Source organism: Cohnella xylanilytica, assembly GCF_014212175.1.
Taxonomy (GTDB): Bacteria; Bacillota; Bacilli; order Paenibacillales; family Paenibacillaceae; genus Cohnella; species Cohnella xylanilytica.
Genome location: NZ_JACJVR010000055.1, coordinates 1 through 15,928, shown reverse-complemented (window position 1 = coordinate 15,928; position 15,928 = coordinate 1). Strand labels below are relative to the sequence as shown.

Annotated in this window: 16 protein-coding genes; 13 read left to right on the top strand and 3 right to left on the bottom strand. The window is 62.7% G+C overall.

What is annotated here, in order from left to right; genetic code table 11:
* The first annotated feature begins 219 nt into the window (after positions 1-219).
* A complete protein-coding gene (gene hemW, locus H7B90_RS14345) occupies positions 220-1,437 on the top strand; it encodes a radical SAM family heme chaperone HemW (RefSeq protein ID WP_185136575.1) in 1,218 nt (405 codons plus the stop codon).
* Positions 1,438-1,522: 85 nt separating this feature from the next.
* Here hemW and H7B90_RS14340 read toward each other — a convergent pair whose 3' ends face one another.
* From H7B90_RS14340 to H7B90_RS14330, 3 genes are all read right to left on the bottom strand, one after another.
* The gene (locus H7B90_RS14340) at positions 1,523-2,737 is read right to left on the bottom strand and encodes an MFS transporter (protein WP_185136574.1); all 1,215 of its coding nucleotides are present in this window, start codon (positions 2,735-2,737) and stop codon (positions 1,523-1,525) included.
* A gap of 25 nt (positions 2,738-2,762) precedes the next feature.
* A complete protein-coding gene (locus H7B90_RS14335) occupies positions 2,763-3,548 on the bottom strand; it encodes a TrmB family transcriptional regulator (RefSeq protein ID WP_185136573.1) in 786 nt (261 codons plus the stop codon).
* 206 nt (positions 3,549-3,754) lie between these two features.
* Complete coding sequence (locus H7B90_RS14330; RefSeq protein WP_185136602.1) at positions 3,755-4,033, bottom strand: hypothetical protein; 279 nt, start codon at positions 4,031-4,033, stop codon at positions 3,755-3,757.
* 63 nt (positions 4,034-4,096) lie between these two features.
* Here H7B90_RS14330 and H7B90_RS14325 point away from each other — a divergent pair, with 63 nt between their 5' ends.
* The 12 genes from H7B90_RS14325 to deoC all read left to right on the top strand — a co-directional run bounded on the left by H7B90_RS14325 (position 4,097) and on the right by deoC (position 15,803).
* Positions 4,097-4,564 carry an N-acetyltransferase gene (locus H7B90_RS14325; protein WP_185136572.1) on the top strand — a complete coding sequence of 156 codons (468 nt, stop codon included), beginning with the start codon at positions 4,097-4,099 and terminating at the stop codon, positions 4,562-4,564.
* 149 nt (positions 4,565-4,713) lie between these two features.
* A complete protein-coding gene (hrcA, locus tag H7B90_RS14320; RefSeq protein WP_185136571.1) occupies positions 4,714-5,739 on the top strand; it encodes a heat-inducible transcriptional repressor HrcA in 1,026 nt (341 codons plus the stop codon).
* Between the two features lie 84 nt (positions 5,740-5,823).
* A complete protein-coding gene (gene grpE, locus H7B90_RS14315; protein ID WP_185136600.1) occupies positions 5,824-6,390 on the top strand; it encodes a nucleotide exchange factor GrpE in 567 nt (188 codons plus the stop codon).
* A 52-nt stretch (positions 6,391-6,442) separates the two neighbouring features.
* On the top strand, positions 6,443-8,287 hold the full coding sequence (gene dnaK / locus H7B90_RS14310) for a molecular chaperone DnaK (protein ID WP_185136570.1): 1,845 nt from the start codon (positions 6,443-6,445) through the stop codon (positions 8,285-8,287).
* Between the two features lie 275 nt (positions 8,288-8,562).
* A complete protein-coding gene (dnaJ, locus tag H7B90_RS14305; protein ID WP_246578749.1) occupies positions 8,563-9,684 on the top strand; it encodes a molecular chaperone DnaJ in 1,122 nt (373 codons plus the stop codon).
* 162 nt (positions 9,685-9,846) lie between these two features.
* Positions 9,847-10,011 carry a YfhD family protein gene (locus H7B90_RS14300; RefSeq protein ID WP_185136568.1) on the top strand — a complete coding sequence of 55 codons (165 nt, stop codon included), beginning with the start codon at positions 9,847-9,849 and terminating at the stop codon, positions 10,009-10,011.
* 5 nt (positions 10,012-10,016) lie between these two features.
* Positions 10,017-10,349: a hypothetical protein gene (locus tag H7B90_RS14295; protein ID WP_185136567.1), complete on the top strand. Its 333-nt coding sequence runs from the start codon at positions 10,017-10,019 to the stop codon at positions 10,347-10,349.
* 192 nt (positions 10,350-10,541) lie between these two features.
* Positions 10,542-11,531: a 50S ribosomal protein L11 methyltransferase gene (prmA, locus tag H7B90_RS14290; RefSeq protein WP_185136566.1), complete on the top strand. Its 990-nt coding sequence runs from the start codon at positions 10,542-10,544 to the stop codon at positions 11,529-11,531.
* Entirely contained in the window at positions 11,528-12,241 is a 714-nt protein-coding gene (locus H7B90_RS14285) for a site-2 protease family protein (protein ID WP_185136565.1), read from the top strand. The genes prmA and H7B90_RS14285 overlap by 4 nt, the downstream gene beginning before the upstream one ends.
* Positions 12,242-12,310: 69 nt before the next feature.
* Entirely contained in the window at positions 12,311-13,078 is a 768-nt protein-coding gene (locus tag H7B90_RS14280; protein ID WP_185136564.1) for an RsmE family RNA methyltransferase, read from the top strand.
* 6 nt (positions 13,079-13,084) lie between these two features.
* A complete protein-coding gene (gene mtaB / locus H7B90_RS14275; protein WP_185136563.1) occupies positions 13,085-14,470 on the top strand; it encodes a tRNA (N(6)-L-threonylcarbamoyladenosine(37)-C(2))-methylthiotransferase MtaB in 1,386 nt (461 codons plus the stop codon).
* A 187-nt stretch (positions 14,471-14,657) separates the two neighbouring features.
* The gene (gene deoC / locus H7B90_RS33405; RefSeq protein ID WP_185136562.1) at positions 14,658-15,803 is read left to right on the top strand and encodes a deoxyribose-phosphate aldolase; all 1,146 of its coding nucleotides are present in this window, start codon (positions 14,658-14,660) and stop codon (positions 15,801-15,803) included.
* The last annotated feature ends 125 nt before the right edge of the window (positions 15,804-15,928 follow it).

Below are 15,928 nucleotides of genomic sequence, written 5' to 3'. Positions count from 1 at the left end.
GCGCTCAAGCGCCCGCCGGCCGGCGGACTCATAGACCTGTCGCGACAATGAACCGGGAGACCGGTTCATTGTTCTTCCGGCCGATAGCGCCGGAAGCTGGCGGAATTGGGGAAAGAGAGCAATCAGCATACGCATACGCGCATGGGCGGGCGGCTGGCGCATCTTAGGCGAACCGCTTCATTAATAATAGCAAGGCCATTCGGAAAGGAGGAGGCGCCGATGTCCCCAGGCTCCGCGGCCAAGCCCGCGAACGGGACTCCGGCCGTGCCGCTGCACGGCTGGACGCCTCGGGCTCTATACATTCACATTCCCTTCTGCACGAACAAATGCTTCTACTGCGACTTCAACTCCTACGTGGTCGAAGGCCAGCCGGTGGACGCGTACTTGGACGCGCTGGAGAGGGAGATGGAGCGGACGGTCCGGGATCTTCCGCCCGAGACGATCCGCAAGGTGTTCGTCGGCGGCGGCACGCCGACCGTGCTGACCCCGCCGCAGATGAAGCGGTTCCTCGATTCCGTCGCCCGCCACTTCCCGGTGGCGCCGGACGCGGAGTTCACGATGGAGGCGAACCCGGGCACGACCGACCCGGCCAAGCTCGAGGCGATGCTGGCGGGAGGCGTGAACCGGATCAGCTTCGGCGCCCAATCGTTCGACAACGGGCTGCTCGCCGCGATCGGCCGCATCCACGAGGCGGACGACGTCGTCCGGAGCATCGCCAACGCCCGCGCGGCGGGGTTCCGCAATCTGTCGATCGACCTCATGTTCGGCCTGCCGAGGCAGACGCTGAAGCAGCTGGAGGACAGCGTCGAGAAGGCGCTGGAGCTGGATCTTCCCCATTACTCGCTCTACAGCCTGAAGGTGGAGGAGAACACGCTGTTCCACCGTCTGTACGAGCGGGGAGAGCTCCCTCTCCCGGAAGAGGAAGTCGAGGTCGCCATGTTCCAGCACCTCCGAACCCGCTTGTCGGAAGCGGGATACCGGCAATACGAGATCAGCAACTTCGCGAAGCCCGGCTTCGAGAGCCGCCACAACTCGACGTATTGGCGCAACGAACCGTATTACGGCCTCGGAGCGGGAGCCCACGGCTACGCGCGCGGCGAGCGCCATATGAACGTGAAGGGCGTGCAGGCTTATATCGAAGCGTCGGGAGCGGGCCTTCCCCGCAAGGAGACGAACCCCGTGTCCGCGCGGGAAGCGATGGAGGACTTCATGATGGTCGGACTCCGGCTGCTCGAAGGGGTGCGAACCGCGGATTTCCGGCGCCAGTTCGGAGGCGCGTCTCCCGAGGACGTCTTCGGCCCGGTGCTGGCGAAGCTTCTGGAACAAGGGCTGCTCGAGAGGTTCGGAAGCGGCGCCGACGAGACCGGCGGCGCCGGGTACCGGCTCGCCGAGAAGGGCATTCCGCTCGGCAACGAAGTGTTCGGCGCTTTCCTATAAGGATAGCCCCCCAAAAAAAGAACCGGCCCTTCTCCGCTCCGTTGCGGGAAGGGCCGATTCGTTTGGCGGCTGTCGGGATGCGGCCTTAAGCGCCGCGCAGCAAGCGGTCCTTCGGAAGCAGAACGGCCGCGATGCCGATCAGCGGCAGGAAGGCGCACAGCTTCATGATGAAGGCGATGCTGGTCGCGTCGGCGATCGTGCCGAGCAGGGCCGAGCCGAGTCCGCCGAGGCCGAACGCCAGGCCGAAGAACAGGCCGGACACGAGCCCGACCTTGCCGGGGAGCAGCTCCTGCGCGTAGACGACGATGATCGAGAAGGCCGACGACAGGACGAAGCCGGCGCACACGCACAGAACGCCCGACCAGAACAGGTTCGCGTAAGGCAGCAGCAGCGAGAACGGGGCCGTGCCGATGATCGAGAGCCAGATGACGTTGCGCCGCCCGAACCGGTCGGCCATCGGACCTCCGATGAACGTGCCCGCGGCCGATGCGGCGAGGAACGCGAACAGGTACCATTGGGCCCCGCCCGTGGATACCCCGTAGTCGTCGATCAGATAGAACGAATAGAAGCTCGTGATGCTGGAGATGTAGACGTGCTTCGAGAAGACGAGCAGGACGAGGATCGAGATCGCGAACGCGATGCGGCCTCCCGACAGGCCCGGAGCTCCGGCGCCGTCCCGCCGCTTAGGGGAGGCGACGCGCGGCTGCGCGCTCCGGGCGGCGTACCATCTGGCGACGAACGTCTGGATCAAGATGCTGAGCAAGGCCGCGATGACGAACCAAATGACGCCGCGCTGCCCGAGCTTCACGAAGATCAGCGCCGTCATGATCGGCCCGAGCGACGAGCCGATGTTGCCGCCGACCTGGAAGATCGACTGGGCGAGCCCTCGGCTGCTGCCGGCCGCCAAGTAGGCGACGCGGGACGATTCGGGATGGAAGACGGCCGAACCGATGCCGATCGAGATGACGGAGAGCAGGATCGTGACGAAGTTCGGAGCCAGCGCCAGCGAGAAAACGCCGATCAAGGTGAAGCAAACCCCGATAGGAAGAATATAAGGGCGAGGCTTCGCGTCGGAGAACCAGCCGACGAGCGGTTGAAGAACGGACGCGGTCATGTTCATGACGAACGCGATCAGGCCGATCTGGCTGAAGCTGAGATGCTGGGATTCCCGAAGGATGGGAAAAAGCGCCGACACGGTCGACTGCATCGTGTCGTTCAGAAGGTGAACGACGCTGATGGCGAACAGAATGGGAAATACGGTGGCGGCGGCCGGAACCGCGACGGAGGCGGCTTTGGACATAAGATTCGAACTCCTCTCTAGCGGATCAGACGGGCTGGCTTCCGGCGATCCGGAAGCGGCCGGTGATTTTCTCGTAATGCTCGCCGTACGCCGCGGCCAGCTGCGGACCGAAGTCCTTCTCCGCTTCCATCATGATCAGGTCGTGATAGAAGGCGCTGAGCAGCATATAGGCGATCGACGGATGATCGGTCTCGAGCGCGGTGAGCTTGAGCGATTCGCCGAACGCCCCGAGAATGGCGCGGCTTCCGTCGCATAGAATGGAGAAGCTGCGGCTGGCGACGTCCGGCCATTCCATTCTTTTGTGAACGAAGACGTTCTTCAGCCGGGTGCCCGCAGGCCCCAGCGTGACGACGAGCACGGAGACGCCCCGACTCTCCGCTTCGGCCAGCGCTTCTTCGAAGAAGGGAAGGTCCTCCGCCCAGATATCGACGACGACGGAGGCTTGCGCGCTTGCGATCAGCCTTCCGGCCGCCATCCGCAGCTTGTCTTCGCCTTGCCAATTGTAGAAGGCGGGGGCGGCCTTCGGCGGCTTCAGCTCGCTGACGAGAACGTCCGCGGTCCGGTCGAATTCGCTTCGCAGGTAGCGAACGACCTGTTCGATCGGGACCGCGGCGTACAGGACGGGGTCCCCCTCGATCGTCCGGCACATGCCCTTGTCCGCCAGGGAGCGGAGCGCGGCGTAGACATTGGTGCGGGAGACGGATACCCGCTTGGCGACCTCGTAGCCGCTCATGTTGGACTCTTCGTGAAGCTCCAGGTAGCAGCGGGCTTCCAGCTCGGACAATCCGAGCTTTTTCAAGCGTTCGATCAAAAGGCATCACCTCGGCACTGTTAGTCGTATTGTTTCATACGACTACGAAGTAGTATGGAAAAATACTACTCCTTTGCGCCTCGGCTGTCAATCCTTGGACGGCAACTCTCTGGGCGGCATCTTCGGAAGTCGAGTTCTCGGTTTCGATCCGAATCACCGGGTCCGGTTCGTAGGCCCCGTTCTGTAACGAACTCCGGAATCGCTATTTAGCGCCAAAAACCTATTTTGAAAATGTAACGAATCCCAGCGATCTTATTTCGGGCCGCCTGGGGGAAAAAACGGGCTTCCGGCACGAAATAGCGTTTATACGATTCGTTAGCCGCCTTGACGACGTAGACGAGCTGATCGAGCTCCGGCATTTTTCTAGGTTCACGCTTCTCTCCTTCATCATAATGGTAAGAACGCCAATGCGCCGGACGAAATTCTCGATCGGCGCTATAAAAGAAGGTTGTCGGCGGGGGCAAAAATCTCTCTTGAGGTTTCATTCTCTCTGTTGTATATTTATTCACATCGACCGATTATCGGACTGAAGGAAGAAGGGGATTCGCGTGAACACGACGATCACTTGCCGCAAGGCGCTGCCAACGGACGTAGAAGCTCTCTACGAGCTTATTCAAGCCTACGCCCTCCAAGGAATCATGCTTCCGCGATCCCGCGAAGCGCTGCTTCGCCATATCGATTCCTTCGTCGTCGCCGAAGAAGCCGGAAGGCTCATCGGCTGCGGGTCCCTCTTCCGTCTCGGAGCCGATCTCGTGGAGATCCGCTCTCTCGGCATGGCCGACGGGTACAAAGGCAAGGGGCTCGGCACGATGATCGTGAACGCCCTGATCGAAGAAGCGCGGGCGCTGCAAGTGCCGAAGATCATGGCGCTTACGTACGCCGTCGATTTTTTCGTCAAGAACGGGTTCAGCGTCGTCGAGAAAGAGATTTTCCCGGAGAAGGTCTGGACCGATTGCGTCCATTGCAGCAAGCAGCACGCATGCGACGAGATCGCCGTCGTCAAGCTGCTGAGCTGAACCGCTTCGGCCAGCGCGGCCTATAGTCGAACAAGAGGCCAAATCGAGCCGTTCGTTCTTGACAACGACCGGAACGGTTTGGTATTTTTGTAGTAGCGATTAGCACTCGCATTAATTGAGTGCTAACGAAGAAGAAGGAGGGACCCGGAATGCTGAGCGAACGCCAGAGAATGATCCTGTCCGCCATCGTCGACGACTACATTCGTTCTGCCGAGCCGGTCGGCTCGCGCAGCATATCGAAGCGGGGGGACGTGTCCTTCAGTCCGGCTACGATCCGCAACGAGATGGCCGACCTGGAGGAGCTGGGTCTGCTGGAGCAGCCGCACACGTCCGCCGGGCGAATCCCTTCTATTAAAGGCTATCGGTATTATGTGGATCACCTGATCCGCCTCGGCGGCATCGGGGAGCAGGACATGATGAAGATCCGCGCCTTCTTCGCCGAGAAGATGAACCTGTGGGAGGAAGTAGTCGGTCATGCCGCGACGATCCTGTCGCAATTGACGAACTACACGTCGATCGTTCTCGGGCCGGAGATGTTCAATACCACTCTGAAGCATTTCCAATTGGTTCCGATCAACGAATCGTCCGCCGTCGCGATTATCGTGACGAATACCGGGCACGTCGAGCATCGGACCGTCTCCATTCCGGAAGGGATCGGGATGGACGATATCCAGAAGATCGTCAACCTGCTTAACGACAAGCTGTCCGGAGTTCCCTTCATCAAGGTGAAGTCGGTTCTCCACAGCGAGATCGGCGAGGAGCTGGGACGCTTCGTCGACCGTTGCGAGCAGATTCTCGATATGCTCGAGAAGACGCTGGCCGACGACGCGGAACCGAAGGTGTTCCTGAGCGGCGCCACGAACATCATGACCCAGCCGGAATTCAAGGACGTCGACAAGGTGAAGAGCATCCTCGACATGCTCGAAGAGACGCCGAAGCTGATGCAGCTGTTCCAGGCGGTGCCCGAAGGCATCCAGGTTCGGATCGGCACGGAGAACCCGGTGGAAGCGATCAATCAATGCAGCTTGATCACCGCCACTTATTCTTACGAGGGCCAATCGCTAGGCACGATCGGCATTCTCGGACCGACGAGAATGGATTACGGCAAAGTCATCAGCTTGTTGGATTATCTGTCGAAGGACATGGCGCTGTTTATGGCCCGATGGTACAAATGAGAAGGGTATAGCCCCCGAACCCGGGTGGCACGGTAAGGAGGTGAACCCTGCGTGAGCAGTCAAGAGACGAAGGAGCAGGAACGAATGGAAGAAGAGCAACGCGAAGCTTCGGCCGCGGCGGCGGAGCAGGCGGCGAACGAAGCCGAGACGTCAGACGCGGCAGCGGAAGAACTAGCGCAAGAAGAGCAAGCGCCAGGGGCGGACCCTCGAATCGCCGAGCTGGAGAAGCAGCTCGAGGAAGCGAACAACCGTTATTTGCGCGCGCAAGCGGACTTCGACAATTTCCGGCGGCGCACGCTTAAGGAGAAGGAAGAGCTCGCCCAATACGCGTCGCTTAAGCTGATCGGCCAATTGCTGCCGGTCGTCGACAATTTCGGCCGGGCGCTTCAGACCGGAGGGGAACAGGGCGACCTGCAATCGTACTCCAAGGGCATCGAGATGATTCATCGCCAGCTGTGGCAAGTGCTCGAGGCCGAAGGGCTGAAGCAGATGGAGCCGGTCGGCCAGCCGTTCGACCCGGAGGTGCACCAGGCCATCATGCAAGTAGAATCCGACGAGCACGAGGAAGGCATCGTCGTGGAAGTGGTGCAGCCGGGCTACTGGCTCAAGGAGAAGGTCATTCGCCCCGCGATGGTCAAAGTCAGCGGATAACGGCGCGATATACTTACCAGCGTTTTAACGAAGCGAGGAGGAACTATACAAGATGAGCAAAGTCATTGGCATCGACTTGGGAACGACCAACTCTTGCGTGGCGGTCATGGAGGGCGGCGAAGCCGTCGTCATCCCGAACCCGGAAGGCAACCGCACGACCCCTTCGGTCGTCGGCTTCAAGAAGGACGGGGAACGCACGATCGGCGAGACGGCGAAGCGCCAGGCGATCACGAACCCGGACCGCACGATTATCTCGATCAAGCGCCACATGGGCACAAATCATAAAGAGACGATCGACGGCAAGGAATATACCCCTCAAGAGATCTCCGCGATGATTCTTCAGAAGCTGAAGGCGGACGCGGAAGCGTACCTGGGCCAGCCGGTCACCCAGGCGGTTATCACCGTTCCGGCATACTTTAACGACAGCCAGCGTCAAGCGACCAAGGACGCCGGAAGCATCGCCGGCCTCGAAGTGCTGCGGATCGTCAACGAGCCGACGGCGGCCGCGCTGGCCTACGGCCTCGAGAAGCAAGAAGACCAGACGATTCTCGTCTTCGACCTTGGCGGCGGCACGTTCGACGTCTCGATCCTCGAGCTCGGCAGCGGCTTCTTCGAAGTCAAGGCGACGAGCGGCGACAACCACCTCGGCGGCGACGACTTCGACCAAGCGATCATGGAATGGCTGTCGAACGAGTTCAAGAAGGAGCACGGCGTCGACCTGCTGAAGGACAAGGCGGCCGTCCAGCGTCTGAAGGACGCGGCCGAGAAGGCGAAGAAGGAGCTGTCCGGCGTCGTCACGACGACGATCTCCCTTCCGTTCATCACGATGGTCGACGGAGTGCCGCAGCACTTGGAGCTGACGCTGTCCCGCGCCAAGTTCGACGAACTGACGGCGCCGCTCGTCGAGCGCACGATGGCTCCGACGCGCCAAGCGCTGGCCGACGCCGGCCTGAGCGCTTCCCAGATCGACAAGGTCGTTCTCGTCGGCGGCTCCACCCGGATTCCGGCCGTTCAAGAAGCGATCAAGCGCCTCATCGGCAAGGAGCCGCACAAAGGCGTTAACCCCGACGAGGTCGTCGCCCTCGGCGCGGCCGTCCAAGCGGGCGTCCTGACCGGCGAAGTCAAAGACGTCGTCCTGCTCGACGTCACTCCGCTGTCCCTCGGCATCGAGACGGCCGGCGGCGTCATGACGAAGATGATCGACCGGAACACGACGATTCCGACGAGCAAATCGCAAGTGTTCTCCACGTTCGCGGACAACCAGACGCAGGTCGAGATCCACGTTCTGCAAGGCGAGCGCGCGATGGCGCGCGACAATAAGACGCTCGGCCGCTTCATCCTGAGCGACATCCCGCCGGCTCCCCGCGGCATCCCGCAGATCGAAGTCACGTTCGATATCGACGCCAACGGCATCGTGAACGTGTCCGCTCTCGACAAGGGCACCGGCAAGAGCCAGAAGATCACGATCACCTCTTCGAGCGGCCTGAGCAAGGAAGAGATCGAACGGATGCAGAAGGAAGCCGAGCTGCACGCCGAAGAAGACGCGAAGCGCCGCGAGCTGATCGAAGCGAAGAACGCGGCCGACCAGCTCGTCTACACGGTCGAGAAGACGATCAAGGATCTCGGCGACAAGGTCGACGCGGGCGAAGTCGCGAAGGCCGAGGAAGCCAAGGAGAAGGTCAAGAAGGCTCTCGAAGGCGAGAACCTCGACGAGATCAAGTCGGCGACCGAGGAGCTGACCCAGATCGTGCAGCAGCTGTCCGTCAAGCTCTACGAGCAAGCGGCCCAGGCTCAAGGCGCTCCGGGCGCCGAAGGAGCGGCCGACGCCGGCTCCGCGCCGAAGAAGGACAACGTCGTCGACGCCGACTACGAAGTCGTGGACGAAGACAAGAAATAATCGGGTAGTTTGACGAACCGAAAGTCAAAGCATTTCCCTTTGCCGGTCTTCTGTAGAGATTTGCCTTCGTTGAACCCTTGGTAGGCTCGTATCTTCCGTAAGAGTTTACGTCCGCCTTTGCTGTACCCGTTGTTACCATCATGTTCAATCAGGACAACGGGTACAGCGACAGCGGCTGGAGGAAGATACGACCTTGAATGGGTGAGTTTCCGAAGGCGAAGCTCTACAATTCCGGCAACCGGAACGGCTTTGACTTTCCTCATGGAGGTGGAGAAGTGGCCGACAAAAGAGATTTTTACGAGGTGCTTGGCCTAAGCCGGAACGCCTCCGCGGACGAGATCAAGAAGGCTTATCGCAACCTGGCGCGCAAATACCATCCCGACGTGAACAAGGAGCCGGACGCCGAGCAGAAGTTCAAGGAAGTCAAGGAAGCGTACGACGTCCTGAGCGACGATCAGAAGCGCGCCCGCTACGACCAATACGGGCACGAGGATCCGATGGCCGGCTTCGGCGGCGGGGGAGCGGCGGACTTCGGAGGCGGCTTCGGGGATATCTTCGACATGTTCTTCGGAGGAGGAGGCGGCCGCCGCGACCCGAACGCTCCGCAGCGCGGCAACGACCTGCAATACACGATGACGATCGAGTTCAAGGAAGCGGTGTTCGGCAAAGAGACGGACATTACGATTCCCCGGACGGAGACTTGCGATACGTGTCACGGCAACGGCGCGAAGCCGGGCTCCAAGATCGACACGTGCTCGGTCTGCCGCGGCACGGGCCAGCAGGAAGTGGCCCAGAACACGCCGTTCGGCCGCATCGTCAACCGCCGGGCCTGCTCGGCTTGCGGCGGCCGGGGCAAGATCATCCGCGAGCGCTGCACGACGTGCGGCGGGAACGGCCAGGTGAAGCGCAACCGGAAGATTCACGTGAAGATTCCGGCCGGCGTCGACGACGGCTCCCAGCTGCGCGTCAGCGGGGAAGGCGAAGCGGGCCTGCGCGGGGGGCCTCCGGGCGACCTGTACCTCGTCCTGCGCGTGAAGTCGCATGATTTCTTCGAGCGGGAAGGGGACGACATCTACTGCGAGGTGCCGCTGACGTTCGCCCAGGCCGCGCTCGGCGACGAGATCGAGATCCCGACCTTGACCGAGAAGGTGAAGCTCAAGATTCCGGGAGGCACGCAGACCGGGACCTACTTCCGCCTGAAGGGCAAAGGGGTGCCGAAGCTCCGGGGCTACGGCCAAGGCGACCAGCACGTCAAAGTGACCGTCGTGACGCCGACCCAGCTGACGGACGAACAGAAGGAGCTGCTCCGCGAGTTCGCGTCCAAGAGCGGCGAGACGACGAACGAGCAGCACCAGACGTTGTTCGAACGGATGAAAAAAGCCATTCTCGGCGATTGATTCATAGCTTCGAGACGAGCGAACCGGCCGTCCTTCGGAAGAGATTCCGCGGGAAGGCCGGTTTTGGCGTTCGCCTGCATAATTCGCCGTTCCCGGACGCATACTTATCGCCATGACCGCCAATCCGCATCGCGGATGGCCTTAAGGGAGGTAGCTTACAGGATGAGTCGCGGGAACGACGGCAAGGCCGGCGCTCGGGCCGACTTGCCGACAGTCAAGGCGGAAGACGTGGAATTCTCGGCGGAGCTGGCCGATGAAGAGGATCGCGAAGCCCAGCGCCGGGCGGCGGAAGCCGATCGGCGCGCGGCCGAATACGAGGGAGAGTGACTTCCGTGGACATGCAGCCCCTGCAGGCTAGCTTCGAACAACAGGAGCAAGCGGAGGAAGCCATTCGCAAGCTGGCCGCGCTGCGCGGAGACCGGTTCCGCATGGAGCGGGCCATCCACGGCCCCGACTTCGGCTCCGCCGTCGCGTCCGCTCCCGAGGCGACGACGATGAACCGGCTGGCCGACGAGCTGCTGACCGGCGGAGCCCGCGTCGAAGCCGCGGACGAGCTCGGCGCCCTGCCGCCCTCCGCTCCGTTCAGCCTGTCCGCCCGCATCCCGGCGGAGGCGCTTGAGCAAGCGCGGAAGGTCATCGAGCAGGCCGGCGGCAGGATCGAGTAGATCTTGCGCCCCTTCGGCGCGAGAGCGGCGGGGGGACGCCTTCGGGCTCCCGGAGAGAGACAATCGAATCGCCGGCGGGCGGGAAGCCATAGGGCTTCCCGTTTTTTTTGCGTGGATGGAAAAAGAACGTGTATAATGAAGTTCAAATCGGCGCGCGAAGCGCCTGGGGGAACATATCGGGGAGGAAATCCATTGCGTTGGTACGAAGTCACCGTCGTCGCGACGGAGCAATCGCAAGAAATGGTCGCTCATTACATGCACGAGCTTGGAGCCGGGGGCGTCTCGATCGAGGAGTCTTGGTCGCCCGACAAGCCCAGGGACACGTCCCTCGGCCAGTGGTACGACAAGCCGCTGAACGATATTCCGGCGGGACTCGCGCATATCAAGGGATACTTCCCGGAAGACGCGGACACGGACGCTACGGTCAAGGAGCTGACGGAGCTTCTGCGCGGGCTGCCGGAATTCGGCTACGACGCGGGGGATTTCACCGTTAGCGTGGCCGAGGTGAACGAGGAAGATTGGGCGGACGCTTGGAAAAAGTATTTCAAACCGATCGCCGTCTCCGAGAGATTGACGATCAAGCCGACCTGGGAGGAATACGAGCCGCGCGAGGACGAGCTCATCATCGAGCTGGATCCGGGCATGGCGTTCGGGACGGGCACGCACCCGACCACCGCGCTCTGCCTGCGCACGCTCGAAGGGGCCATTCGCGGCGGAGAGACGGTCATCGACGTCGGCACCGGCTCCGGCATTCTCGCGATCGGAGCGATCAAGCTCGGGGCCGAGAAGGTGCTCGCCCTCGATCTGGATCCCGTCGCCGTCTCCAGCGCCACGGAGAACATCAAGCTGAACGGCCTGGAGAACGTCGTCGAAGTGAGGCTGAGCGACTTGCTCGGCGTGCTCCGCGAAGAGCCCGGCGCGGACGGCTCCGCGAGCGGCGTTCGGCCGCCGGTCGACCTGGTCGTCGCCAACATCCTGGCGGAGATCATCCTGCTGTTCATCTCCGACGTCATGGACGTGCTGAAGCCGGGCGGCATCTACATCGCCAGCGGCATCTACAAGAACAAGGAAGAGGACGTGGCGGCGGGCCTTCTGGCCGCGGGCTTCGAGATTATCGACCGCGTCCGCCAGGACGACTGGATCGCGTTCGTGGCCGGCAAGCCGAAGGGAGCGGGCGAATGAACTTCCTCGCGTATCCCCTGAGCGAGCTGCCGTTCGTCATCCTGACGATGCTGGTCGCCTTCACGGTTCACGAATTCGCGCACGCGTGGACGGCCTTGAAATTCGGGGATACGACCGCCTACGAGCAAGGGCGCGTCACGCTGAACCCGATGGCGCATCTCGACTTGTTCGGGATGCTCTTCCTGCTCGTGGCGGGCTTCGGCTGGGCGAAGCCCGTACCCGTCCGCCGCAGCCGCTTCAAGAACCCGAGGCTGATGAATATTCTCGTGACGGCGGCCGGGCCCGTCAGCAACCTGCTGCTCGCCTTCGCGGGTCTTCTCGTCGTATACGCGCTGGTCGCCCTGGGAGTGCTGGACCGGCCTTCGGACGGCGCGCTGGCCACGATCACGACTTTTCTGAACTATTGGGTCCACATCAACATCGTCCTGTTCTTATTCAATCTTATTCCGCTTCCGCCGCTGGACGGCTACCGGATCGTGGAGGAGTTCGCTCCCCTGCGCTGGCGCGTCCGGATGGCCCAGAACGAACAATGGGGCATCTTTATCTTCTTGCTGCTCGTCTTCATCCCGCCCCTCAGCGCGGCCACGATCGGCCCTCTGTTCTCGCTCAGCTACCCGATCGCGGAAGGCATGCACGGACTCGTGTCGTCGCTGTTCGGCTCGCATCCGGAGTCCCCGGTGCTGCCGAGCCTGTTCGGCTGGAAATTTTAACGGGTGCTGGCGGGACGCGAGCAAACGAGGTAAGATGAAGGGTGGAACACCGTCGGGAGGCTTCTCGGAATGCAACGATATTTTGTTCCTCCCGCGCAGATCGGCGATTCGTCCGTGACGCTGCTGGGAGACGACGCCCGCCATCTGGCGACGGTCATGCGGGCGAAGCCGGGCGACGAATTCGTCGTCTGCGACGGTTCGGGAGACGAGCTGCTGGCGAAGGCAGAGACGATCGAGCCGGGCCGGATCGAGGCTGCCATCCTGAGCCGGGAGCCGTCGCGCGCCGAGATGGCGTGGAAGATTACGGTCGCGCAGAGCTTGCCGAAGGGAGACAAGCTCGAGACGGTCATTCAGAAGGGGACGGAAGCGGGAGCGTTCGCGTTCCAGCCGTTCCTGTCGCAGCGAACGATCGTCCAGTACGACGAGCGCAAGGAAGCGAAGCGGATCGAACGCTGGCGCAAGATCGCCAAGGAAGCCGCCGAGCAGGCCCATCGCGGCCTCGTGCCGGAGATTCGGCCCGTTCTGTCCTGGAAGCAGCTCGTCGGCACGTTCGAAGGCTTCGATCTGGTATTGCTATGCTATGAAGAAGAAGGACGGCGCGGGAGCGGACTGAGGCCCGCGTTGAACGCATTTAAGGACGGATTCGCCGGAGGCCGGGAGCCCCGGGTGCTGCTCGTCGTCGGTCCCGAAGGCGGCTTCGCCCCGCAGGAGGCCGAGCAGGCCGAAGCGTCGGGAGCCGTACCCGTCGGGCTGGGACGCCGAATTCTGCGTACCGAGACGGCGGCGCTGGTGGCGCTGTCCTGCCTCGCCTACGAATCCGGAGAGCTGGGAGGTTAACACGACATGCCGTCCGTGGCATTTTATACGCTTGGCTGCAAGGTCAACTTCTACGATACCGAAGCGATGTGGCAGCTGTTCAAGAACGAAGGCTACGAACAAGTGGACTTCGAGACGACGACGGCCGACGTGTACGTCATCAACACATGCACCGTGACGAACACCGGGGATAAGAAAAGCCGGCAAATCATCCGCCGCGCCGTGCGCCGCAACCCGGACGCGGTCATCGCGGTGACGGGTTGCTACGCGCAGACGTCGCCCGCGGAGATCATGGCGATTCCGGGAGTCGACCTCGTCGTCGGCACGCAGGACCGCGACAAGCTGATGGGCTTCATCGCCGACATCCAGCGCGACCGCAAGCCGGTCAACGCGGTGCGCAACATCATGAAGACGCGCGAATTCGAGGAGCTGGACGTTCCCGCGTTCGCGGACCGGACCCGCGCGTTCCTGAAGATCCAGGAAGGGTGCAACAACTTCTGCACGTTCTGCATTATCCCGTGGTCGCGAGGGCTGTCGCGCAGCCGAGCTCCCGAGAGCGTGCTGAAGCAGGCTCGCCAACTGGTGGAAGCCGGCTACAAGGAGATCGTCCTGACGGGCATCCATACGGGCGGGTACGGCGACGATCTCGAGAACTACCGGCTGGCCGACCTGCTGTCGGATCTGGACCAGATCGACGGGCTGGAGCGGATCCGGATCAGCTCGATCGAAGCGAGCCAGATCGACGACAAGATGATCGCGGTGCTCAACAGCTCCAAGAAAATGTGCCGCCATCTCCACATTCCGCTCCAGGCGGGCGACGACGCCATCCTGAAGCGGATGCGCCGAAAGTACACGACGGAGGAGTTCGCGGAGAAGATCGCGCGCATCAAGGAAGCGATGCCGAGCGTCGCGATCACGACCGACGTCATCGTCGGCTTCCCGGGCGAGACCGAGGAGCAGTTCGAGAACGGCTACAGGTTCATGGAGCGGATCGGATTCGCCGAGATGCACGTGTTCCCGTATTCGAAGCGGACCGGCACTCCGGCGTCGCGAATGGACGACCAGGTCGACGAGGAAGTGAAGAACGAACGCGTGCATAAGCTGATCGACCTGTCGGAGAAGATGCAGGCCGAATACAGCAAGGGCTGGGTCGGCGCGGAGCTCGACGTCATTCCCGAGCGCGCGGTTCGCGGCGAGGACGGCATCGTCCGGCTGGCCGGCTATTCGGACAACTACCTGCTCATCGAATTCGAGGGCGAGGAGAACATGTACCGCAAGCATTGCCGAGTGCGGCTCACCGAGAGCGGCGTGAACGAGAACCGAGGCGAGCTGATCGAGATGCTCGAGCCGGTCGAACCGGCGGCGCCGGTTGCTTCGGTCGCCGAGGCCGCTCAGGTCGCTCTGAGGGCGTAAAGCGCGAGGCTGGGAGGGTGCGAGTTCCGGTATGATCCGCAACGGCATCCGATAACGACAAGAACGCATTTCATCCTTGCCGCAAGCAGGACAAACGAGGCGAAAGATTTCATGCCGGCGGAAGGCGACGAGGTCGCGGCCGGCGTGGAATCTTTTGCTGTACATAGCTCGGAAGAGGGGATTCCGGATGAAGGAGATATCGGCGGGCGGGGTCGTTTTCCGCCGGCGGGACGGCAAGCTGGAGATTCAGCTGATCCGGGACCGGTTCGGGAAGATGACGCTGGCCAAAGGCAGGATGGAGCCCGGCGAGACGATCGAGAGAACCGCGCTCCGGGAGATCGAAGAGGAGACGGGGATTGCGGGAGCGATCGTGGCGCCTCTGTCCGTCATCCGCTACGAGTACGAATCGGCGGAGCAGGTAACCGTGCAGAAGGAAGTGCACTATTATCTGGTGGAGGCGGGTTCGGGAACGCTCCAGGCGCAAGCAAGCGAGATTGCCGGCGTCGACTGGTACGCTCCCGAGGAGAGCTGGCGTCTGCAGCAGGTTGAAGGGTACGACACGAACGACGAGGTGCTGCGGCAGGCGCTTCGGCAGCTGGGCGTCGAGCCCAGCCTTGCCGCTTCGGGGAAGGCGGGGAGGTTCCCGGTCTGGGCGCCGGGGCAGTCGATCGCTCCGTTTATCGATCATACGCTGCTCCGGGCGGAAGCCCGCTCAGCCGATTTCGCCAAGCTGTGCGAGGAGGCGCTCGCGCACCGCTTCTACAGCGTGTGCGTGAACGGACGCTGGGTGCGGCAATGCCGGGAGCAGCTCAGCGGCACGGATGTCAAGGTGTGCGCGGTCGTCGGCTTCCCGCTCGGAGCGGGCGCGACCCGGGCGAAGGCGTTCGAAGCGGCGGCGGCCGTAGAGGACGGGGCGGCGGAGATCGACATGGTGCTGCCGGTCGGCAAGCTGCTGGACGGGGATTACGCCGCCGTGGAACGCGACGTCTTCGCCGTCGTGCAGGCCGTGCAAGCCGGAGCGCTGGTGAAGGTGATTCTCGAGACGGGGGCGCTGACCGAGGCTCTCGTGAAGGAGGCGTGCCGCATCGCCGAAGCCGCCGGGGCCGACTACGTCAAGACGTCCACGGGCTTCGGACCGGGGGGCGCGACGGAGGAGCATATCCGGCTCATGCGGGCGAGCGTCTCGCCGAGAATCGGCGTCAAAGCTTCCGGCGGCGTGCGGGACGAGCAAACCGCGGTCCGCCTGCTTCTCGCCGGGGCGAACCGGATCGGCACGAGCTCCGGCGTCGCGATCGTCGGCGGCGGAGGCGCCGGCGGGGCGGGCGGCTACTGACCGCAGGCGGCTCCAACCCGACGATGTCGGGTTGGAGGGGAGACGCGGGGTAGCCGAGAGCGCCGTAACCCGACGATATCGGGTTGGAGAGAGGCCTCGTTACATCGTAAGTCGAAAAAATCGAC

Bases quoted from the DNA above. Each gene is read 5' to 3' on its own strand.
- H7B90_RS14340 (WP_185136574.1), bottom strand. From the start codon at position 2,737: ATGTCCAAAGCCGCCTCCGTCGCGGTTCCGGCCGCCGCCACCGTATTT.
- grpE (WP_185136600.1), top strand. From the start codon at position 5,824: ATGGAAGAAGAGCAACGCGAAGCTTCGGCCGCGGCGGCGGAGCAGGCG.
- hemW (WP_185136575.1), top strand. From the start codon at position 220: ATGTCCCCAGGCTCCGCGGCCAAGCCCGCGAACGGGACTCCGGCCGTG.
- mtaB (WP_185136563.1), top strand. From the start codon at position 13,085: ATGCCGTCCGTGGCATTTTATACGCTTGGCTGCAAGGTCAACTTCTAC.
- dnaK (WP_185136570.1), top strand. From the start codon at position 6,443: ATGAGCAAAGTCATTGGCATCGACTTGGGAACGACCAACTCTTGCGTG.
- hrcA (WP_185136571.1), top strand. From the start codon at position 4,714: ATGCTGAGCGAACGCCAGAGAATGATCCTGTCCGCCATCGTCGACGAC.
- deoC (WP_185136562.1), top strand. From the start codon at position 14,658: ATGAAGGAGATATCGGCGGGCGGGGTCGTTTTCCGCCGGCGGGACGGC.
- H7B90_RS14285 (WP_185136565.1), top strand. From the start codon at position 11,528: ATGAACTTCCTCGCGTATCCCCTGAGCGAGCTGCCGTTCGTCATCCTG.
- H7B90_RS14280 (WP_185136564.1), top strand. From the start codon at position 12,311: ATGCAACGATATTTTGTTCCTCCCGCGCAGATCGGCGATTCGTCCGTG.
- H7B90_RS14300 (WP_185136568.1), top strand. From the start codon at position 9,847: ATGAGTCGCGGGAACGACGGCAAGGCCGGCGCTCGGGCCGACTTGCCG.
- H7B90_RS14330 (WP_185136602.1), bottom strand. From the start codon at position 4,033: ATGAAACCTCAAGAGAGATTTTTGCCCCCGCCGACAACCTTCTTTTAT.